The following is a 19,116-nucleotide window of genomic DNA, read 5'->3' on the forward strand; positions in this document are numbered from 1 at the left end:
GGTATCTCAAGGCAACGCCCGAAAAGGCCGGCGGGCCAAAGTAGGAAATAGCGGCATTCCAGGGCCGGTCTCTTCCCGGAGGCGAGCGAGATTTCCTAGTTCTTCTTTCATTTGCGCAACGCGTACCTTTCGGCCTGCATGTGTTCCGTCCGCGAATATGCTTGGTCCCACTGCCTTTTCGAGGCGATCCCAAAACCGCGGCGCAACAGTGGGATCGTACCCGGCATTTGCCATCAGGTAGAGCGAGAGCCTGTCTGCCTCATTCTCACTGGCGCGGATCATCGCCCGGCTGGGCCGTATGACTTTCCGTCCATTGGACGCAAGATACAATCTCTGGCGATGATCGAGGATAACATGAGCCAACTCGTGTGCGAGTACGGCCGATAGTTCCTCGTCGTTGCGAACGAAGTCCATCATGCTGCCGTCGATCTGAGCATATTTCCCATCGGAGAAGGCGTTTCGCGAACCTTCAAGGACAATTTGAAAGCGTCCGCTGCAGCCGCTCTCGGCGGCAATTTTCCGCCTGTGCTCGACCCCGTCTTCCAACACATCGACGATCAGCAAGCCGTCTGCGGCCTTGCGTTCTTCTTCATCAAGTATGGCGGCCATGCGTCCGAACGAATTTTCAGATCTGGTTACGGGCAGTGAATTTACTGCGACCCCATCCAGAGCGAGAAGCGCGCTGTCTGCTCTAATCCCAGCACGATCTGCGGGGCTACCGGGCACCACACCTTCCACTGAGATTTCGCGCTCGAACCGAAACGCGGAGCGAGCGGCCATTTGCCCTCGGGCGGAGTATTGCCGGATATCGTGCAGAACCAGCCCGGTGCGGGCGAGCGTCTGGCTGCACAACCGTACATTGGCCATGGCGAGGCGCTCCCCCACGCTGGCGACGCGGATATCGGCAATGCGCAGGGCTTTCAGGCTATCTTCGAGCGGACTCTCGCCATGAACGGTCGGTGTGCTAAAGGCCGCAAGGCAAACAAAAATCACCCTTTGCAAGTTGCGGAAACGACTAGCGGCGCGGAAGCAAATCAGCATAAACCCGCAACTGCAAGTCGCGTGCGCAATTCGTCAACCCTTCAAACCAGGGTGTGGTGCTCGAACATTCGGTTCGGATGTTCATCCCGGTATCGCCGAAATCTACCGACGCCAAATGGAGCGGTTCACACAAGCACTCGAAGACTCCGAAACCCGGCTCGACGCCTTCGACGCCATTCGTTCGCTCATTCACCGGATTGTCCTGCATCCCGGCGAAAAGCGCGGCGAAATGCATGCCACGCTACAGGGTGCTCTGATGGGCATCCTCGACTTTGCAAAGGACACCCCTCAACACACCGCCATTGTTACGACAAAGGTGGCTCAGGGTTCGCTGGCATGACGATGGCTAAGATCGTCGCCCCAGCGAAGGCTGGGGCCTCCGGCGCGGGCGGGATGAAGCCGGAAATACCGCTCCGTCTATCCCACCCCATTACCCGCACCCCGCAACTGCGCTACACCCCACCCACAATGCCGCACCTCACCACCCCCGCGATAATCTGCGCCGTGCGCCATCATGGCGAACATGGCGCCATCGTGCGAGCGATGACGCCCAACGACGGCCTCGTCTCCGGCTATGTGCGGGGTGGGCGTTCGCGGCAGGTGCGGCCTATCCTGCAACCCGGCAACATCGTGCAGGCCGAGTTTCGGGCGCGGACGCAGGACCAACTCGCCAGCCTGACGGTCGAGATGATCCACAGCCGCGCGCCGCTCCTTGCCGAGCCATTGCCCGCCGCCGCGATCGACTGGACCTGCGCGCTGACCGCCGCTGCACTGCCGGAGGAGAATGGCTATCCCGTTCTCCATCAGGCGCTCGACGCGGTGCTGGCGGCGGTGGAGGCGGCACCGGCGGCGCGGGGATGGGCAGTGGCGCTGGTGCGCTACGAGTTGTTGCTATTGAACGAGCTGGGGTTCGGCCTCGATCTCGACCAGTGCGCCGTCACCGGATCGCGCGAGGATCTCCATTATGTCAGCCCCAAAAGCGCGGCTGCCGTCAGCACGGCGGCTGCCACCGGCTATGAAACGCGGCTGCTCCCGTTGCCGTCCTTCCTTGTGACGGGCGGGGAGGCGGGGTGGCCGGACATTATCGACGGCCTGCGCCTCACCGGTCACTTCCTCGAACGCTCGATCCTCACCGACCGCCGCCGCGATGTGCTAGCCGCGCGGGAACGACTGGTGGATCGGCTGAAAAGAGCGGTTGCGTAACGGAAGCCATCCCCATAAGCGTCGCCCACATTTTCCGTCTATTGGGGATACTGACTATGCTTATCGCGCTGTTGCCGGGGGACGGGATCGGGCCGGAAGTCATCGCGCAGGCACGCCGCGTGCTGGACGCACTCGCCATCGACGGCCTCGTTTATGAAGAAGGCTTGGTCGGCGGCGCAGCCTATAAAGCGGTCGGCCATCCGCTCCCTGCCGAAACGCTCGACATCGCCCGCCGCGCGGACGCGATTCTGTTCGGCGCAGTTGGCGACCCGGATTGCGACGCGCTCGAACGCCACCTCCGTCCCGAACAGGCGATCCTGGGTCTCCGCAAGGAACTCACGCTCTTCGCCAATCTGCGCCCGGCCAAGATGTTCCCCGAACTGGCGGACGCTTCCACCCTCCGTCCCGAAGTCGCTGCTGCCATCGACCTGATGATTGTGCGCGAGTTGACCGGCGACGTCTATTTCGGCGAAAAAGGCATGCGCAAGACCGCCGACGGTCAGCGCGAAGGCTATGACGTCATGTGCTACAGCGAAAGCGAAGTGCGTCGCATCGCGCATGTCGCCTTCCGCACGGCCCAAGCGCGCGCCAAAAACGGAGGGGGGGGCAAACTCTGCTCGGTGGACAAGGCCAACGTCCTCGAAACCTCGCAACTGTGGCGCGACGTGGTGATCGAAACCGCTGCCGAATATCCTGACGTTACCCTGACTCACATGTATGTCGACAACGCCGCAATGCAGCTTGTCCGCAATCCCGGCCAGTTCGACGTCATCGTCACCGGCAATCTCTTCGGTGACATCCTGTCCGATCAGGCGAGCATGTGCGTGGGCTCCATCGGGATGCTGGCGTCCGCTTCGCTCGATAGCAACGGCAAGGGTCTGTACGAACCGATCCACGGCAGTGCGCCGGATATCGCCGGACAGAACAAGGCTAATCCGCTCGCCACGATTCTCTCCGCCGCGATGATGCTGCGCTATTCGTTGAACCTGCCTGCCCAGGCGGACCGGATCGAAGCGGCGGTGGCCAAGGCGTTGGCGGGTGGCGCGCGCGGTGCCGATCTGGGCGGCAGCATGTCGACGGTGCAGATCGGGGATGCGGTACTCGCCGCGCTGTAAATGTAACGCGCGGAACCGGAAATGTAACATCCGAGAACCGCTCGTTAACGGATGCATCGTAGGCGTGGTTTGCAAAAAATGCACATCAGCGGGCGTACCAAATGCAACTAAATCAAGACCATGACGATTTACGGCGGTTAACCCGCGAATTTGCGCGCGCGATGAATGCTGCCAATCCCGATATGGCGGACATATCCCGCCGCCGTATCGCCTTTTCGCAGCTTTTTCGGCAGTATCTGATACGGAAGCAGGAACTTGTCGCCACCGTACGCCTAAAGACAACATCTGTGCAGGTCGAAAACACGTTGCGCGCCCATGCGGACGGGACACGCGATCTTTTCCTGCAATATAACGCGCATATCAAGGTGTGGACGCCCGACCGCATCGCGGGCGATTGGCCAGGCTATCGCACTGCCGTTCTTAGCCTGCAACGGCAACTGAACGAACGGCTGGAGTGGGAGGAAACGACGCTCCACCCGCTCGCTGTGGCTACGGTCGAAGCGGCCTGAAGCGCCCCGCGACGCTTCCTCTGCCATCATAGGGCCAATTGGCGCAGGCTGGTTCTATCCTTCATCGTGATCGCGCGATACATGCGCATCCAGCTTGCGGTTCTGCGTATGCGCGGTATTGGCACATGCAACGTCCAGCGACGGCGACAAGGGCATAGAGCGTATGAAGAGAAAGACCGGGCAAGACCCCAGCATCACCGCCAACTGGCGCCCCGCGACTCTCGCCGTGCGCGGCGGGACGGCACGCTCGGAATTTGGCGAAACGTCCGAAGCGCTCTTCCTGACGTCTGGCTATTGCTACGACCGTGCCGAAGACGCGGCTGCGCGTTTTGCAGGCGATCAGCAGGGCATGACTTACAGCCGCCTGCAAAACCCCACGGTCGAAATGCTCGAAAAGCGTATCGCGCTGCTGGAAGGGGCAGAGGCCTGCCGCGCCACTGCCACCGGCATGGCGGCCATGACCGCCGCGCTGCTGTGTCAGCTTTCGGCGGGCGATCATGTCGTCGCCGGCAAGGCGCTGTTCGGTTCGTGCCGCTGGCTCACCGATACGCTGCTCCCCAAATTCGGGATCGAGACGACCACCGTGGACGCCCGCGACCTGTCCGCATGGGAAGCCGCGATCCGCCCCAATACGAAGGTCTTCTTCTTCGAAACCCCCGCCAACCCGACGATGGACGTGGTCGATCTCGCCGCCGTGTGCGGTCTGGCCAAGGCGCATGATATCGTTTCGGTCGTCGACAACGCCTTCGCCACGCCTGCGCTGCAACGCCCGATGGATTTCGGCGCGGATGTCGTCGCCTACAGCGCGACCAAGATGATGGACGGGCAGGGCCGCGTCCTTGCCGGTGCGATCTGCGGCACCGAGGATTTCATCGTCAACACGCTGCTCCCCTTCCACCGCAACACCGGCCCGACGCTCAGCGCCTTCAACGCCTGGGTCGTGCTCAAAGGCCTGGAAACGCTCGACCTGCGCATCCGCCGCCAGAGCGAGAATGCGATTCTGGTCGCCAATTTCCTCGAAAGCCGCGTCGCGCGCGTCGTCTATCCCGGCATCCCCAGCCATCCGCAGCACGACCTTGCCATGCGGCAGATGGCGATGGCCGGTCCGATCTTCTCGCTCTATGTCGGCGGCGGTCGGGCGGAGGCGCACGGCCTGCTCAACGGCCTCGGCCTCATCGACATCAGCAACAACATCGGCGATTCGCGCAGCCTGATGACGCATCCGGCCTCCACCACCCATTTCGGCATGGCGGAGGAAGCGCGGCTGGAAGTCGGCATTACCGAGGATATGCTGCGTATCAATGTGGGTCTGGAAGACCCCGAAGACCTGATCGCCGATCTCGATCAGGCGCTTTCGTCGATTGGCCGTTGACTGTCCGGGGCCGCTGGGTGATTTTGGCCGCGTGAAATCGCTTTTCCCCTTTGCCTTGACTACGCGGGATATCACCGTGCGCGTCTCGGTCAGCTTTCTGCCTGAACAGTCTGAGCCGGATCGGGGTCGCTGGTTCTGGGCCTATCACATCCGCCTGGAGAATGAGGGTGCCGCTCCGGTCCAGTTGCTCACGCGCCGCTGGCTCATCACCGACGGGCGCGGCGCGCAGCATCATGTCGAGGGCGAGGGCGTCGTCGGCGAGCAGCCGGTGCTGCACCCAGGCAAGTCCTATGACTATGTCTCCGGCTGCCCGCTGCAGACGCCCACGGGCGCGATGAAGGGTAGCTATCACATGCTCGGCGCGGATGGTGAGATGTTCGACATCGCCATTCCCGAATTTCCCCTGATCGCGCCTGCCATCGCCGAATGAAACGCACGCATCTGCCTTTGAACGGCCTGCGCGTGCTGGACGCCGCCGCGCGGCACCTGAGCTTCACGCGCGCCGCGGATGAGCTGGCGGTGACGCCGGCTGCCGTGGGTCAGCAGATCCGCGCGCTGGAGGATATGCTGGGCGTCGTCCTGTTCCGCCGCACGCCCAAGGGGCTGGAACTGACGCCGGAGACCGAAGCGGGTCTCGACGCGCTGCGGTCCGGCTTCCTGATGTTCGAGGAATCGGTCCGCGCGATGCAGGTCGGCCAATCGAGCCAGTCGCTCACCATCGCCGCCCCGCGCGACATCACCGCGAAATGGCTGCAGCGTCAGCTTGCGCTCTATGCCGCCAATCAGCCCGATCTGCATTTCGCGCTGGTCGCCGCCGACGATACGCTCGACTTCACCGAAGCCAATCTCGACATCGCCTTGCGCCTCACCGACGGCCCCGGCGACCATGAAGGAGTGCGGGTCGGCGATGCGGCGTTCGTTACTGTCACTGCACCGCAAAATGGGCCGCAGAACGGGAACGATCATCTGATCGATTGGCCGGGTTGCCCGATGGAAACCGAAGGCGGGGATGCGCTGATGCGCGTCGCCGATGCCGGTCTTGCGATCGAAGCGGCAGCCAATGGTTTCGGCCGCGCCACCGTGCCGCTGCTGCTGGCCCAGCGCGATCTGGCCGATGGCCGCGTCCGCCAGATCGGCGAGCCTGTCGACTCCGCGCGCGGCTACTGGCTCGTCGCGCCGCTGCCCCAGTGGCGGCAGAAGAAGGTGAAGGCGCTGGTGGAAGCGCTCAAGGGCGGCAACCCGACATGATCGCGCCGGAGCTTGTCGCGACCGATCGCCTGACGCTCCGCCCTTTGTTGGCCAGCGATGCGGAAGCATTGTTTCCGGCTTTCTCCGATCCCGAATTGATGACCTGGTGGTCCAGCGGTCCCCATGCCAGCGTCGAGGAAACCCGCGCCTATATCGCCCCCGATGGCGGTTATGCAGAAGACTGGTTCGCCTGGGCAATCACGCTGCGCGGCGGCGAAGCACTGGGCCGCGTCGGTGCGGGGATGCGTCGCGCCAACGTATGGGAAATCGGCTATCTCCTGCGCCGCGATCTGTGGGGCAGGGGCTATGCCCGCGAAGCCGTGTCCGGCATCGTCGATCATCTGTTCGCGGAAAAGGACGCCCGCCGCATCTTCGCCGATGTCGATCCCGACAATGTCCTCTCCATCGGCTTGCTCCGCCGCCTTGGCTTCCGCGAAGAAGGCCGCCTGCGCGGCGAATGGGAAACGCATCTGGGTGTGCGGGACAGCCTGATCTTCGGATTGCTGAAGGACGAGTGGAACGCCTAACCCTCCCTCTCCCCTTCAGGGGAGAGGGCCGGGGAGAGGGGGAGTCACTGGAACCTTCCCGTGAGTCCCCCTCTCCTGGCATCGCTACGCTCGCCGTCCTCTCCCCTAAAGGAGAGAGGAAATTCTACCCCAACCCCTCGGCCTTCTCCGCCAGTTCCAGCCACCGCTCTTCCGCCGCATCCTTCTCCGCCCGCGCCAGATCGATGGCTTTCGTCAAAGCCGCGAACTTCTTCGGATGCTTCACATACAGTTCCGGGTCCGCGAGCAACGCTTCGTCCCGCGCAATCGCCGCTTCGATTTCCTCGATCCGCCGCGGCAGCAATTCATAATCCCGCTGATCCTTATACGACAGCTTCACGGCCTTCACTGGCGGAGGCGGCGCATCGGGGGTGCGCGAGGCTTCGGCTTTCTTGAAAGCCTTGGGCGCCATCCGCGCCTTGCGCTGCTTCACCCAGTCCTGATAGCCGCCCACGACGATGTCGATCTCGCCTGTCCCGTCGAGACCCAGCGTCAGCGTCACGGTCTTGTCGAGAAAGTCACGGTCATGGCTGACGATCAGGACGGTGCCATCATAATCGGCGATCACTTCCTGCAACAGGTCCATGGTTTCCAGATCGAGGTCGTTGGTCGGCTCGTCGAGCACCAGCAGATTCGATTCGCGCGCAAATTCCCGCGCCAGCAACAGCCGCGACCGCTCGCCCCCTGAGAGCGTCCCCACCTTCGCTTCCGCCAGCGACGGATCGAACAGAAACTCCTTCAGATAGCCATGCACATGCTTGCGCACCCCGCGCACATCGATCCAGTCGCCCCCTTCGGCCAGCACTTCGCGCACGCGCTTTTCGGGCGCCATCAAACTGCGCTGCTGATCGATGAAGATCATGTCGAGCGTCTTCGACAGCGTCACTGTGCCGCTATCCGGCTCCATTTCGCCGGTCAGCAGCTTGAGCAGCGTCGTCTTCCCCGCGCCATTGCCGCCCACGATGCCGATCCGGTCGCCGCGCTGGATGCGGATCGAAAAATCCTTGATGATGGTCCGCTCGCCAAAGTTCTTGGTCGCATGCGATGTCGTGATGACGCTCTTGGTCTTGCTGCCGTCGCTGGCCATCGCCAGCTTCGCTATCCCCTGCGGCCCCACCATCGCCGCGCGCTGTTCGCGCATTTCATACAGCTTGGACAAGCGCCCCTGATTGCGCTTGCGCCGCGCCGTCACGCCGCGTTCCAGCCAGTGCGCTTCGATCTTCAGCTTCGCGTCCAGTTTTTCCGCCGCGCGGGTTTCCTCGGCGTAGATTTGCTCCATCCACGCATCGAATCCGCCAAAGCCGATCTCGGCCCGGCGGATATTGCCGCGATCCAGCCACAGCGTCTGCTTGGTCAATTTGGTCAGGAACGCGCGGTCATGGCTAATGACCACGAACGCGCCATTGTATCGATTGAGCCAGCTTTCCAGCCAGTCGATCGCCGAAATGTCCAGATGGTTGGTCGGTTCGTCCAGCAACAGCAGGTCCGGCTCGCTCGCCAATGCGCGACAGATCGCCGCCCGCCGCCGCTCACCGCCACTCGCGGTCTTCGCCTCGCGCGACAGGTCCACGCCCAGTTGGTCGGCAATCGCTTCGACTTCATGCGGTTCGGGTGAACGGTCCCCCGACAAGGCGAAATCATGCAGCGTCGCAAAGGCGCTGACGTCCGGATCTTGCTCCAGCATCACGATATGTTTGCCCGGCGCGATGGACCTTATGCCCTGATCCGCTTCGATGCTGCCCGCCAGCAATTTGAGCAGCGTCGTCTTGCCCGCGCCATTGCGCCCGATCAGCGCAAGCCGGTCGCGCTGGCCGACCTGAATGTCCAGTCCCTTGAACAGCCAGTCGCTGCCCTGATTGATGCCGAGATTTTCGAAGCTGAGAATAGGTGCCGCCATGCCGGTGCAGCTAGGCGTTGGACAGCCGCGAGGCAAGGGGCGAGCGTCAGTGCATATGACGCCAGTTGCGCAGATGCGCTGTCGCCAGCAACAGGCTGCCCGTGACGGTCACCGGCACGTCGAAGGCACCGCCCAGAAGCGCGCCGATCAGCAGGAACAGCAGCCCCGTGGCCCCGATCAACGGTATCGCGGCGACACGATGGTGGAGATAGCCCTTGAATATTGCCGTTCCGCTGATGGGGATTGCGATCGCGATCATCACGAAATGCACCACCTCATGCTCGGGTATGATGCTGCTCATCACCGGCAATATCGCAATGATTATCGGTAACAGCAGGCAATGGATCAGGCACAGCCCGGAAAGGGCAAACCCCAGTCGATCGAGACGCGACACGGGGGCTGGGGCAGAGGAATCGCGCATTGCACAGGCTTTCATGGAGGAGCGCTCCATCTATGTAACAGTATATCATTGTTCAAGGGCTGATGCCGCTCATCCCCCGTTCAGCACGCTTCGTCATATGTGGTTTCGGAACCGCTACGATCCCCCTGCGTTAGCGGTCAGACTTTATTTCGGAGAGACCCCCCATGAAAATCGCCGCCCTGATGCTTCCCGCATTGCTCCTCTCCACATCCGCTTTCGCCCAGACGCAGGTGAACATCACCGAAACCGCGCCAGTGGTGACGCTGAACGTCTCCGAAGCGGTCGAGGCTTCGCCTGACATCGCCATGGTCGGCACCGGCGTCGAAACCCGCGCGCCTACCGCAAAGCAGGCCATGGCCGACAACGCCGCGCAGATGACGAATCTGATCGCCGCGCTTTCCAAAGCGGGAATCGCCAAAAAGGATATTCAGACCAGCGGCCTCCGCTTGAGCGCTCAATATGATTACAGCGCGCGCAATCCCGACGGGTCGCAGGCACCGGCAAAATTCGTCGGCTACGAAGCCGCCAATCAGTTGAGCGTCACCCTGCGCGACGTGGCGAAGGTCGGCGATCTGCTCGACCGGATGGTCGCGGCGGGTGCAAACAGCATCAGCGGCCCGACATTTTCGATTGCCGATCCTAAGCCCTTGCTGGTGCAGGCGCGCGGCGCAGCGCTGAAATCCGCCAAGACCCAGGCTGATTTTTACGCGCAACAGGCCGGTTTCCGCACCGCGCGGCTGGTCTCGATCAGCGAAAGTAACAGCGGCGGCGGTCAGCCCATGCCGATGATGGACCGCATGATGGTCGCGAAAGCGGCGCCTACACCGATCGAGCCAGGTCAGGTTTCCGCTTCCGTAAGCCTGACGGTCCAGTACGCGCTGGAGCGGTAAGCGAATAGGCGCGATATGGGCGACCTTAGAGAAGTTCCACATATCGCGCCTTATTCACCACCTGTTCAATGCGTGGCTGCTATGCCATGACCCATGTCCATGCTTGCCAAGTCGTTCCTGTCCCTCGCGCTCGCCGCCACCTTCGTCACCTTTTCCGTGCCGACCGTTGACGCCATGGGGCGTCGAGACGAACAGGACGCGGCACGCCGCGCGATGCTGGACGGGCATGTCATGCCCTTCTCGATTATCAAGCGCCGGGTCGAAGCCGAAATGGGCGATGCGACCTATCTGGGGTCGGAATTCAATCCGGGTTCGAACATCTATCGTCTGAAATATGTGAAGGACGGCAAGGTCGTCTGGGTGGACGTCGATGGCAGGACCGGCGATATACGCGGCTGGGCACGATAATTTTACCGGCACCTGCCGCAAGACAAGAAAAGGGGCTTTATGCGTCTGTTGATCGTTGAGGATGAGCCCAGCCTGGGCCAGCAACTCAAGAATACGCTGGAAGGCGCAGGCTATGCCGTCGACCTTGCCACCGATGGTGAGGACGGCCATTTCCTTGGTTCGACCGAAGCCTATGACGCCATCGTCCTCGACTTGGGCTTGCCAGAGATCGACGGACTGACGGTGCTCGACCGCTGGCGCAAGGATGGCAAGACTTTCCCGGTGCTGGTGCTGACGGCGCGCGATAGCTGGTCGGACAAGGTGGCCGGGCTCGATGCCGGTGCCGACGATTATCTCGCCAAGCCGTTCCAGAGCGAAGAACTGATCGCCCGCCTGCGCGCGCTCATCCGCCGTGCATCGGGTAATGCCTCCAGCGAACTGATCGCCGGTGACGTCCGCCTCGACACCCGCTCGGGCAAGGTCACGCTGAACGGAGAGCCGGTGAAGCTCACTGCGCAGGAATATAAGCTGCTGTCCTACCTTATCCACCACAAGGGGAAGGTCGTCAGCCGCACCGAACTGATCGAGCATATCTACGATCAGGATTTCGACCGCGACTCCAATACTATCGAAGTGTTCGTCACCCGCATCCGCAAGAAACTGGGCGCCGACGTCATCACCACGATCCGCGGCCTGGGCTACAGTCTGGATGAGCCGGTTGCGTGAGGACATCCCCGCCCAATCGCGTGCGGTGATTTATCCTGTTTTCGTCATTGCCGCGCAGGCGGGAATCCCTCTCCCACCATCCGTCCTTGACGCACGGTCCGGAGCTGGATTCCCGCCTTCGCGGGAATGACTGAAATTCGCGTGTACGTTTCGTGAAGCTTCTCGGGACCCGATCCACCGGCTCGCTCAGCCGCCGAATCATCGGCATTGCGTCCCTGTGGATCGTGGTTCTGCTCTTGGGCGGGGGCGTCGCGCTGGATCGGGTGCTGGCGGACGCCGTCACGCGCAATTTCGACGACGGCATGAATTATGTGCTGACCGCGATGATCGCCTCGGCGGAAATCGGTCCCGATGGCGAAGTGCTGTTCAACCGGCCGCTCGCCGATCAGCGGTTTCTCGAACCCAATAGCGGCCTTTATTACCAGATCAGCGCGCCGGACCGCGAAGACTGGCGGTCGCGCTCGCTGTGGGATCGCGCGCTCGCGGTCGATCTGACGCATGGCGATCGGGACTTCCATGTGTACAACAGCAAGCAGTTTCCCGGCGAGGATCTGCGCGTCATGGAACGGGGCGTGGTCCTGCCCGGCTCCAATGTCCGCTGGATGTTCATGGTGGCGCAGGCGCGATCCGGCCTCGACGCGCAGATCAAGACGCTGCGCTCCACCCTGATAAAGAGCTTCGCGCTGCTGGGCATGGGCCTGATCATCATGGTCGCGCTTCAAACGTTCTACGGCCTGTTGCCGCTGCGCCGGGTGCGGCTGGAAATCATCGCCATGCGCGCTGGAGAAAAAAGCCGCGTTACCGCCGCCATGCCCGCCGAAGTCCGCCCCATGGTCGAGGAACTCAATGCGCTGCTGGCCCATAACGAGCGTCAGGCGGAGGAAGCGCGCACCCATGCCGGCAACCTCGCCCACGCGCTCAAGACGCCACTCACCGTCATCATGAACGCCGCCACCGCCAAAGCGCCCGATCTTGGCGACACCGTGATCCGCGAAGCCACCACCATGCGGCGGCAAGTCGATCACCACCTCGCCCGCGCCCGCGCCGTGGGCCGTCGCGGCTCCGCGCAAAGCCGCGCCGAAGTCTGGGCCAGCCTGCAAGCCGTCGAACGCGCCGTCGCGCGCCTTTACCCCTATGTCCGCATCGACATGGATGGCGACAAGACGGCGGCGGTGCGCGTCGAGCGGCAGGATCTCGACGAACTGCTCGGCAACCTCATAGAGAACGCCGCCAAATATGGCGGCGGCAGCGTCTTCGCCACGGTCGAACGCAACATGGATACCGTCGACATATTGGTGGAAGACGACGGTCGCGGCATCGCCGAAGCCGACCGCGAACGCATCTTCGACAGAGGCGTCCGCCTCGATTCCGGCAAACCCGGCACCGGCCTCGGCCTCGCCATCGTCCGCGACGTAGCGGAAATCTACGGCGGCACCGTCACTCTGGAAGAGAGCGAGGATCTGGGTGGGCTTCTGGTGCGCCTGAGGTTACCTGCAGCGGTCTAGCGGGATGGCCAACGCATGCGATTCGAAGGGCATGAATGTCAGTTGGCTTTCGACGGATCGACTTTTGCGCCTGAACGATGGCGCTATCGGCGGCTTCGGCATTAGCCCTCTTGGAGCTTCCATCCTGCGGCACTAGAGGCAGGCGGACAATCGACAGGAGTCCTGCATGATCACGATCGAGACCGATCGGCTTATTCTAAGAGGCTTCCGCGAAGGCGATGCGGAGGATCTCTTCGCCTTCCTCCATCATCCCGGTGCGAGTTGCTTCCTGTCGATGAAGCTTGAGACCCTCGCGGCGGCCCGTGCCGAGGCCATTAAGCGTGCAGTTTCCGATGACGTTTTTGCAATCGAGCATCGCCAGAGCGGTCGCGTTATCGGGGAGGTATTCGGCCACCTTGAGCCGCCAGATACATTCTCCATCGCGTGGCAGGTGAACACGGATTTCGCGCGCCAGGGCTTCGCCTTGGAGGCAGCCCGAGCGGTAATCGATGACCTGTTCGAGAGGCACGGTATCCGTCGCATCTATGCGTATGTCGAGACTGACAACCTTGCTTCGCAACGCCTCTGCGTGCGTCTCGGCATGAGGCAGGAAGGCCTGTTTAGAGAGTTCATTTCATTTGAAGCGGATGAGGCAGGGGCGCCGATCTATGTCGACACACTTCAGTTCGCGATTCTGAAGAAAGAATGGCGGGGCGGGGACACGAAGCGGCCCGAGGATACAGCCCAGCCTGTTCAGACGGGCGGCGCGTAACGCCATCTGGCTGGAAGGCGGGGGAGGCAATTTCCCGACCGTTCGCCTGTCGCGTCCGGTGGCCTTGCATTTCCCCTGTCCTACAGCCCGGTCGTTCCGCTAACGCACGCATCCCCTATCCTCACGCTTCGACTTCCCATGGTATTTACCTGCCCCGCACACGTCCATTGCGCCGGATAACCGCGTGGCTGCGGATTAGCGCCCCCGCGTGAACCATACGATCCCGGCAAGGATCATCGCCATCCCGATAAAATGATACAGCGCCAGTTTCTCGCCCAGCAGTAGCACCGCAAGAAACGCGCCGACCAGCGGCATGGCATTGATGAACTGCCCGGAAACCGCGCTCCCCACCAGCGCCACGCCGCGCGTGTAGCAGATGTAGCCGATCACCGAGGGGACCAGCGCCACATAGGCTATCGCCCCCACTGCGCCCGGGCTCCAGACGATCCGTGCGCCTTCGGCAATCTCCCACGCGGCGAGCGGCGCGACGCACGCCGCTGCAATCAGGAACGTCACCGTCAGGAAGGCGAGGGGATGCACATCCGGGCGGCGCGGCAGCAATACTGTATAGCTCGCCCAGGCAATCGACGCGATCAGGACAAGGATGTCGCCCATGTTGAGCTTCATGTGCAGCAACGTCTGCAGGCTGCCCTGCGCAACGACCACGCCAACACCGGCCATCGATAATAGGGTGCCGAACAGGCGCTGCGTTGTCGTGCGTTCGCCGTTGAGCATCCATCCTATGATCAGGATCAGCGGCGGTGTCGAAGCCTGAATCAGCAGGGCGTTGCTGGCGGTCGTGTAATGCACGCCCAGATAGAGGAAGGTATTAAAGGCCGCGACACCCAGCAGGCCCAGCAGCAGCACCATGCGCCAATGCGCTTTCAGCACGGGCCAATCCCTGCGGATATGGTGCATCGCAAAGGGCATCACCACCAGGCTCGCGCCCACCCATCGACACGCGGTCAGCGTCATGGGCGGAATGCTGTCGCGGACGGCGCGTCCCACGATGCTGTTTCCCGCCCATGTCAGGATCGTGATGCTCAACAACAGATAAGGTTGCTGCCACAGACGGGCAGCCAGGGCGCGCAAGGCGATCACTGGTCCCGCGCGCGCTCGTGATGGCGGATGACTTCGTCGATGATGAAGCGCAGAAACTTCTCGGTGAAATCGGGGTCGAGGTTGGCGTCGATGGCAAGCTGGCGCAGCCGCGCCACCTGACGCTCCTCGCGGCCCGGATCTGCGGGGGGCAGGCTGTTGCGCGCCTTGTGTTCGCCCACGGCCTGCGTCACCTTGAACCGCTCGGCCAGCATGAACACCAGCGCCGCGTCGATATTGTCGATGCTTTGCCGATAGCGTTGCAGCGTCTCGTCCATGCTTATCTCCCAAGTTCAGGCGCGCTTTTTGCCGGATCGCTCTGCCAAGGCAAGCCCCGCCAGCGCGAAAGGAAGGCAATCGGACCATTTAGCTGTTGCGTAATGCATTGCGGATCGCCACTTACGCCCTGTCATGACCGCAACGACCCCCGGAAATGTAGTGCGATTGGGCCGCGAGAGCGCCCCTTCGCTGGACCCCATCATGGCGCTGGTCGCCAATGGCATGAATAGCGTCAACAGCGTTATTCTGGACCGTATGCAATCGCGCATTCCGCTGATTCCCGAACTGGCCGGACATCTGATCGCGGGCGGCGGCAAGCGGATGCGCCCGATGCTGACTTTGGCCTGTGCTGAATTGCTGCAATATCCCGGCACGCGCCATCACAAGCTGGCGGCAGCGGTGGAGTTTATCCACACGGCGACATTGCTGCATGACGACGTCGTCGACGGATCGGGTTTGCGCCGGGGCCGTCGCACCGCGAACATTATCTGGGGCAACAGCGCCAGCGTGCTTGTCGGCGACTTCCTTTTCAGCCGTTCCTTCGAACTGATGGTCGAGGATGGCTCGCTCAAGGTATTGAAGATTCTGTCCAACGCCTCCGCCGTCATCGCGGAAGGCGAAGTCAGCCAGTTGACCGCGCAGCGCAGGATCGAAACCGACGAGAATCACTATCTCGATATCATCGGCGCAAAGACGGCGGCGCTGTTCGCCGCTGCCTGCCGCATTTCCGCGGTCGTGGCGGAACGTGACGAAGCGCAGGAAATGGCGCTCGACGCCTATGGTCGTAATCTGGGCATTGCGTTCCAGTTGGTCGACGACGCGATCGATTACGAATCGGATGGCGCGACCATGGGCAAGGACGCAGGCGACGACTTCCGCGACGGTAAAGTCACGCTGCCCGTCATCCTCGCTTACGCACGCGGCGATGCAGAAGCCCGCGCCTTCTGGAAAGCCGCTATCGCGGGCCATCGCATATCCGACGAAGATCTTGCCCACGCGACGGGTCTGCTACGCACAACCGGTGCGATCGCCGACACCATGGCCCGCGCCCGTCACTACGGCCAACGCGCCATCGACGCCCTCGGCCCCTTCTCCAACGGTCAGGCGAAAGCCGCTCTTACCGAAGCCGTCGAATTCGCGATTGCGCGGGCATATTAAGCAGGCGATGCAAGTTACTTGAGTTTAACATATAATTAGGTTTGGCGACCTAGCTTGGCCATAATATGCTGGGAGCTATCATGTCAGACATTCCGAAGTTGATTGGCGCGCCCATCGCACTCGGTATCGCGATTTTCAATTGGCCAACTTCTCATTTCAAACCAACTGAGTCAGCCGCTGCGCGCATGGCGAAAATCTATACAGGTGTGCTCCCCAAGACGCTGGAAGGCGGTGTGACAGTTCAGGCGCCAAGGTCCGAAGGCGACATCCTGGTCTTCGAAGTGGCGTTGCCTTACGCGCCCTCATCTTCTCTAAATGAAGCAGAAATGGACCGCCTGATGCTCAACAGCGTCTGCGTCGCTGGCCGCGGGTTGACGTCTTTCTTCAAAGATGGCGGAAAGCTGCGCATGGATATTCGTTATGCCGGAATGCAGCCTTACGCGGGGTCGGTGATGACAAGCTGCCCAGTGTCATAGGCGGTTCTTCCTTGTTTGCATGAGGTGTCACCAGTACGGCTTTTCGGGTGATACTTCCGATCCAAGTCGTCCTACCGGACCTTCTCGCTACCTTGCGCAACGGCAGCAACGCCGTGCTGGTCGCCCCTCCCGGCGCAGGCAAAACGACAGCAGTCGCCCCTGCATTGCTCACTGAACCGTGGTGCACTGGCCAAATCCTGCTCCTCTCCCCCCGCCGTTTGGCAGCCCGCGCCGCAGCGGAGCGTATCTCGGAAATGCTGGGCGAGGCACCCGGCGGCATCGTCGGCTATGCGACGCGTATGGACAGTCGCCAGTCGGCCCGCACCCGCTTGCTTGTCCTGACAGAAGGCATCTTCCGCAACCGGATACAGGACGACCCGGAGCTTTCCGGCGTCTCCGCCGTGCTGTTCGACGAAGTGCATGAGCGCAGTCTGGACAGCGATTTCGGCCTCGCCCTCGCGCTGGATGCGCAAGAGGCATTGCGCCCCGATCTGCGGCTGCTGGCGATGTCGGCCACGCTGGATGGCGCGCGTTTCGCGGCGCTGATGGACGGTTGCCCGGTGATCGAGAGCGAAGGGCGGATGTTCCCGCTCGACCTGCGCCACATCGGCCGCGCCACCGAAAAACGGATCGAGGACGAAATGGCGGCGGCGGTGAAACGCGCACTGACCGAGGAAGCGCAAGGCGACATCTTGGCCTTCCTGCCCGGCGTCATGGAAATCGAACGCACGGCAGAGCGGTTGGCCGGATTGTCGGACGCCATCCGCGTGCATCGCCTGCACGGATCGCTCGAACCGGCGCAGCAACGCGCGGCGCTCAAACCGGCCGGGGCAGGGGAGCGCAAGGTCATCCTCGCCACCAGCATTGCGGAGACCAGCCTGACCATCGACGGCGTCCGCATCGTCATCGACAGCGGCCTCGCGCGCCGCCCGCGCTATGACCGAGCGGCAGGCGTCACGCGGCTCGTGACGGAAAAGGCCAGTCAGGCCTCCGCAACCCAACGTGCAGGCCGCGCCGCGCGACAGACACCCGGCGTCGCGTATCGGCTTTGGGAAGCGGCAGCGATGGCGGGGATGCCCCCTTTCGATCCGCCCGAGATACTCGAAAGCGACTTGTCCGCCTTGCTCCTCGACTGCGCACTGTGGGGCGTGAGCGATCCCGCGACGATGCGTTGGATCGACACGCCACCCGCCGCGGCGCTGTCCGAAGCGCGCATACGCTTACAGGCGCTCGATGCCCTCGATGCCGACGGGCGGATCACGCCGCATGGGCGTCAGATCGCCACGCTGCCGCTCGCCCCGCGCATCGCCCATATGCTGGTCCGCGCAGCGGAACGCGACCTTGCGCAGACCGCGGCTGAGATCGCGCTGCTGCTGGGTGAGCGCGGGCTGGGCGGCACGGATACGGATGTCGCGCATCGACTTATGCGGTGGCGCCGCGAAGGTGGACCGCGCGCAGAGGCAGGTCGCAAGCTCGTCAAACGATGGATCGGCTTAGTGGGAGGCAAACCGGGCCGCAGTGATGGCGATGCCGTCGGCTTATGCCTCGCGCTGGCCTTCCCCGACCGCGTGGCAAAGCGTCGCTCCGCCGATGGCGCGCAATGGGCAAGCGTAGGCGGTCGCGCTTTCAAGCTCGATCCGCTCAACCCGCTGGCACGCGAGGAATGGCTGGCAATTGGCGAAGTGCAGGGCAACGCCGCCGGTGCCCGCATCCTCTCCGCCGCACCGATAACCGAAGCCGATGTGCTGGCGCTGTTCGGCGACCGCGTGGCCGAACATCGCACAGTGCGCTTTAAGGCGGAGACGGGCGGCATCGAAGCCTTGCGTGAACGCCGACTGGGCGCACTGCGACTGACATCGGGTTCGGATGACAAGCCCGATCCGCAGGCGGTCGCCACCGCTTTGCTGGACGGAGTCCGTGCTGGAGGTGTCGACTTATTACCATGGTCGGAGGCTGCACAGTCGCTGCGGATGCGCGCGGCCTTTGCCGGGGTGGACGCCCTCTCGGATGCGGCATTGCTGGAAACGCTCGACGACTGGCTCCCGCCGCTTCTGATCGGACGCCGCCGCTTGTCCGATGTCGACCGCTCCGCGCTCTCCCAAACGCTGGAAAACATCATCGGCTGGGACGGCAAGCAGCGGATCGAGCGCCTTGCCCCGCCCGATTTCGTCTCGCCCGCAGGCAGCCGCCACGCCATCGATTACATGGCGGAGGGCGGCCCGCGCGTCGAATTGCGCGTGCAGGCGCTGTTCGGGCTGGCGACGCACCCCTGCGTCGGCGACATGCAGGTGCCGCTGGTATTCAGCCTTACATCGCCGCCCGGACGCCCCATTCAGACGACGCGCGATCTGCCGGGGTTCTGGGCAGGAAGCTGGTCTGCGGTGGCCAAGGAAATGCGCGGCCGCTATCCGCGCCACCCCTGGCCCGACGATCCTGCCGCCGCAGCCGCCACGCTCCGCACGAAACGCGCCAACGCACGCGGGAAATCTTGACGG

Annotated in this window: 21 protein-coding genes; 16 read left to right on the forward strand and 5 right to left on the reverse strand. The window is 62.9% G+C overall.

The window, feature by feature from the left end; translation table 11 throughout:
- Positions 1–6: 6 nt before the first annotated feature.
- On the reverse strand, positions 7–993 hold the full coding sequence (locus LQ220_RS03645; RefSeq protein ID WP_230186901.1) for a M48 family metallopeptidase: 987 nt from the start codon (positions 991–993) through the stop codon (positions 7–9).
- Positions 994–1,156: 163 nt separating this feature from the next.
- On the opposite strand from LQ220_RS03645, the gene LQ220_RS03650 reads away from it, so the two are divergent.
- From LQ220_RS03650 to LQ220_RS03685, 8 genes are all read left to right on the forward strand, one after another.
- The gene (locus LQ220_RS03650; RefSeq protein WP_230186902.1) at positions 1,157–1,381 is read left to right on the forward strand and encodes a hypothetical protein; all 225 of its coding nucleotides are present in this window, start codon (positions 1,157–1,159) and stop codon (positions 1,379–1,381) included.
- Positions 1,382–1,509: 128 nt separating this feature from the next.
- Positions 1,510–2,244, forward strand: coding sequence for a DNA repair protein RecO (gene recO / locus LQ220_RS03655; protein WP_230187256.1), 735 nt, complete (start codon positions 1,510–1,512; stop codon positions 2,242–2,244).
- Positions 2,245–2,300: 56 nt separating this feature from the next.
- Positions 2,301–3,359, forward strand: a complete 1,059-nt coding sequence (leuB, locus tag LQ220_RS03660; RefSeq protein WP_230186903.1) for a 3-isopropylmalate dehydrogenase — start codon at positions 2,301–2,303, stop codon at positions 3,357–3,359.
- A gap of 101 nt (positions 3,360–3,460) precedes the next feature.
- On the forward strand, positions 3,461–3,868 hold the full coding sequence (locus LQ220_RS03665) for a hypothetical protein (protein ID WP_230186904.1): 408 nt from the start codon (positions 3,461–3,463) through the stop codon (positions 3,866–3,868).
- 163 nt (positions 3,869–4,031) lie between these two features.
- A complete protein-coding gene (metZ, locus tag LQ220_RS03670; protein ID WP_230186905.1) occupies positions 4,032–5,240 on the forward strand; it encodes an O-succinylhomoserine sulfhydrylase in 1,209 nt (402 codons plus the stop codon).
- A gap of 31 nt (positions 5,241–5,271) precedes the next feature.
- Positions 5,272–5,670, forward strand: a complete 399-nt coding sequence (gene apaG / locus LQ220_RS03675) for a Co2+/Mg2+ efflux protein ApaG (RefSeq protein ID WP_230186906.1) — start codon at positions 5,272–5,274, stop codon at positions 5,668–5,670.
- Complete coding sequence (locus LQ220_RS03680; RefSeq protein ID WP_230186907.1) at positions 5,667–6,488, forward strand: LysR family transcriptional regulator; 822 nt, start codon at positions 5,667–5,669, stop codon at positions 6,486–6,488. Before apaG ends, LQ220_RS03680 begins: the two co-directional genes overlap by 4 nt.
- Positions 6,485–7,015, forward strand: a complete 531-nt coding sequence (locus LQ220_RS03685) for a GNAT family N-acetyltransferase (RefSeq protein WP_230186908.1) — start codon at positions 6,485–6,487, stop codon at positions 7,013–7,015. Before LQ220_RS03680 ends, LQ220_RS03685 begins: the two co-directional genes overlap by 4 nt.
- Positions 7,016–7,139: 124 nt before the next feature.
- On the opposite strand, the gene LQ220_RS03690 is transcribed toward LQ220_RS03685, so the two are convergent.
- The gene (locus LQ220_RS03690) at positions 7,140–8,930 is read right to left on the reverse strand and encodes an ATP-binding cassette domain-containing protein (protein ID WP_230186909.1); all 1,791 of its coding nucleotides are present in this window, start codon (positions 8,928–8,930) and stop codon (positions 7,140–7,142) included.
- A 46-nt stretch (positions 8,931–8,976) separates the two neighbouring features.
- Positions 8,977–9,366 (reverse strand): MerC domain-containing protein, encoded by a 390-nt coding sequence (locus LQ220_RS03695; protein WP_230186910.1) that lies wholly within the window; start codon positions 9,364–9,366, stop codon positions 8,977–8,979.
- 149 nt (positions 9,367–9,515) lie between these two features.
- Here LQ220_RS03695 and LQ220_RS03700 point away from each other — a divergent pair, with 149 nt between their 5' ends.
- The 5 genes from LQ220_RS03700 (at position 9,516) to LQ220_RS03720 (ending at position 13,610) form a co-directional block, all read left to right on the forward strand.
- On the forward strand, positions 9,516–10,241 hold the full coding sequence (locus LQ220_RS03700) for an SIMPL domain-containing protein (protein WP_230186911.1): 726 nt from the start codon (positions 9,516–9,518) through the stop codon (positions 10,239–10,241).
- A 93-nt stretch (positions 10,242–10,334) separates the two neighbouring features.
- Positions 10,335–10,649, forward strand: coding sequence for a PepSY domain-containing protein (locus LQ220_RS03705; protein WP_230186912.1), 315 nt, complete (start codon positions 10,335–10,337; stop codon positions 10,647–10,649).
- A 39-nt stretch (positions 10,650–10,688) separates the two neighbouring features.
- Positions 10,689–11,354, forward strand: coding sequence for a response regulator transcription factor (locus tag LQ220_RS03710; RefSeq protein ID WP_230186913.1), 666 nt, complete (start codon positions 10,689–10,691; stop codon positions 11,352–11,354).
- A gap of 197 nt (positions 11,355–11,551) precedes the next feature.
- Positions 11,552–12,859 carry a HAMP domain-containing sensor histidine kinase gene (locus tag LQ220_RS03715; RefSeq protein ID WP_354957075.1) on the forward strand — a complete coding sequence of 436 codons (1,308 nt, stop codon included), beginning with the start codon at positions 11,552–11,554 and terminating at the stop codon, positions 12,857–12,859.
- A 166-nt stretch (positions 12,860–13,025) separates the two neighbouring features.
- Positions 13,026–13,610 carry a GNAT family protein gene (locus tag LQ220_RS03720; RefSeq protein WP_230186915.1) on the forward strand — a complete coding sequence of 195 codons (585 nt, stop codon included), beginning with the start codon at positions 13,026–13,028 and terminating at the stop codon, positions 13,608–13,610.
- Between the two features lie 195 nt (positions 13,611–13,805).
- Here the strand turns inward: LQ220_RS03720 and LQ220_RS03725 are convergent, their stop codons facing one another.
- Complete coding sequence (locus tag LQ220_RS03725) at positions 13,806–14,711, reverse strand: DMT family transporter (protein ID WP_230186916.1); 906 nt, start codon at positions 14,709–14,711, stop codon at positions 13,806–13,808.
- Positions 14,708–14,986: a chorismate mutase gene (locus LQ220_RS03730; RefSeq protein WP_230186917.1), complete on the reverse strand. Its 279-nt coding sequence runs from the start codon at positions 14,984–14,986 to the stop codon at positions 14,708–14,710. The genes LQ220_RS03725 and LQ220_RS03730 overlap by 4 nt, the downstream gene beginning before the upstream one ends.
- Before the next feature lie 133 nt (positions 14,987–15,119).
- Here LQ220_RS03730 and LQ220_RS03735 point away from each other — a divergent pair, with 133 nt between their 5' ends.
- The 3 genes from LQ220_RS03735 (at position 15,120) to hrpB (ending at position 19,113) form a co-directional block, all read left to right on the forward strand.
- Complete coding sequence (locus tag LQ220_RS03735) at positions 15,120–16,145, forward strand: polyprenyl synthetase family protein (RefSeq protein ID WP_230186918.1); 1,026 nt, start codon at positions 15,120–15,122, stop codon at positions 16,143–16,145.
- A gap of 80 nt (positions 16,146–16,225) precedes the next feature.
- Positions 16,226–16,621 carry a hypothetical protein gene (locus LQ220_RS03740; RefSeq protein ID WP_230186919.1) on the forward strand — a complete coding sequence of 132 codons (396 nt, stop codon included), beginning with the start codon at positions 16,226–16,228 and terminating at the stop codon, positions 16,619–16,621.
- Positions 16,622–16,668: 47 nt separating this feature from the next.
- On the forward strand, positions 16,669–19,113 hold the full coding sequence (gene hrpB, locus LQ220_RS03745; protein WP_230186920.1) for an ATP-dependent helicase HrpB: 2,445 nt from the start codon (positions 16,669–16,671) through the stop codon (positions 19,111–19,113).
- Positions 19,114–19,116: the final 3 nt, after the last annotated feature.

This window comes from Sphingobium sp. CECT 9361 (assembly GCF_918741285.1).
Classification (GTDB): domain Bacteria; phylum Pseudomonadota; class Alphaproteobacteria; order Sphingomonadales; family Sphingomonadaceae; genus Sphingobium.

Excerpts from the sequence above, each read along its gene's own strand:
- LQ220_RS03650 (WP_230186902.1), top strand. The coding sequence starts at position 1,157 with ATGGAGCGGTTCACACAAGCACTCGAAGACTCCGAAACCCGGCTCGAC.
- recO (WP_230187256.1), top strand. The coding sequence starts at position 1,510 with ATGCCGCACCTCACCACCCCCGCGATAATCTGCGCCGTGCGCCATCAT.
- leuB (WP_230186903.1), top strand. The coding sequence starts at position 2,301 with ATGCTTATCGCGCTGTTGCCGGGGGACGGGATCGGGCCGGAAGTCATC.
- LQ220_RS03665 (WP_230186904.1), top strand. The coding sequence starts at position 3,461 with ATGCAACTAAATCAAGACCATGACGATTTACGGCGGTTAACCCGCGAA.
- metZ (WP_230186905.1), top strand. The coding sequence starts at position 4,032 with ATGAAGAGAAAGACCGGGCAAGACCCCAGCATCACCGCCAACTGGCGC.
- LQ220_RS03680 (WP_230186907.1), top strand. The coding sequence starts at position 5,667 with ATGAAACGCACGCATCTGCCTTTGAACGGCCTGCGCGTGCTGGACGCC.
- LQ220_RS03685 (WP_230186908.1), top strand. The coding sequence starts at position 6,485 with ATGATCGCGCCGGAGCTTGTCGCGACCGATCGCCTGACGCTCCGCCCT.
- LQ220_RS03690 (WP_230186909.1), bottom strand. The coding sequence starts at position 8,930 with ATGGCGGCACCTATTCTCAGCTTCGAAAATCTCGGCATCAATCAGGGC.
- LQ220_RS03695 (WP_230186910.1), bottom strand. The coding sequence starts at position 9,366 with ATGAAAGCCTGTGCAATGCGCGATTCCTCTGCCCCAGCCCCCGTGTCG.
- LQ220_RS03700 (WP_230186911.1), top strand. The coding sequence starts at position 9,516 with ATGAAAATCGCCGCCCTGATGCTTCCCGCATTGCTCCTCTCCACATCC.
- LQ220_RS03705 (WP_230186912.1), top strand. The coding sequence starts at position 10,335 with ATGTCCATGCTTGCCAAGTCGTTCCTGTCCCTCGCGCTCGCCGCCACC.
- LQ220_RS03710 (WP_230186913.1), top strand. The coding sequence starts at position 10,689 with ATGCGTCTGTTGATCGTTGAGGATGAGCCCAGCCTGGGCCAGCAACTC.
- LQ220_RS03720 (WP_230186915.1), top strand. The coding sequence starts at position 13,026 with ATGATCACGATCGAGACCGATCGGCTTATTCTAAGAGGCTTCCGCGAA.
- LQ220_RS03730 (WP_230186917.1), bottom strand. The coding sequence starts at position 14,986 with ATGGACGAGACGCTGCAACGCTATCGGCAAAGCATCGACAATATCGAC.
- LQ220_RS03735 (WP_230186918.1), top strand. The coding sequence starts at position 15,120 with ATGACCGCAACGACCCCCGGAAATGTAGTGCGATTGGGCCGCGAGAGC.
- LQ220_RS03740 (WP_230186919.1), top strand. The coding sequence starts at position 16,226 with ATGTCAGACATTCCGAAGTTGATTGGCGCGCCCATCGCACTCGGTATC.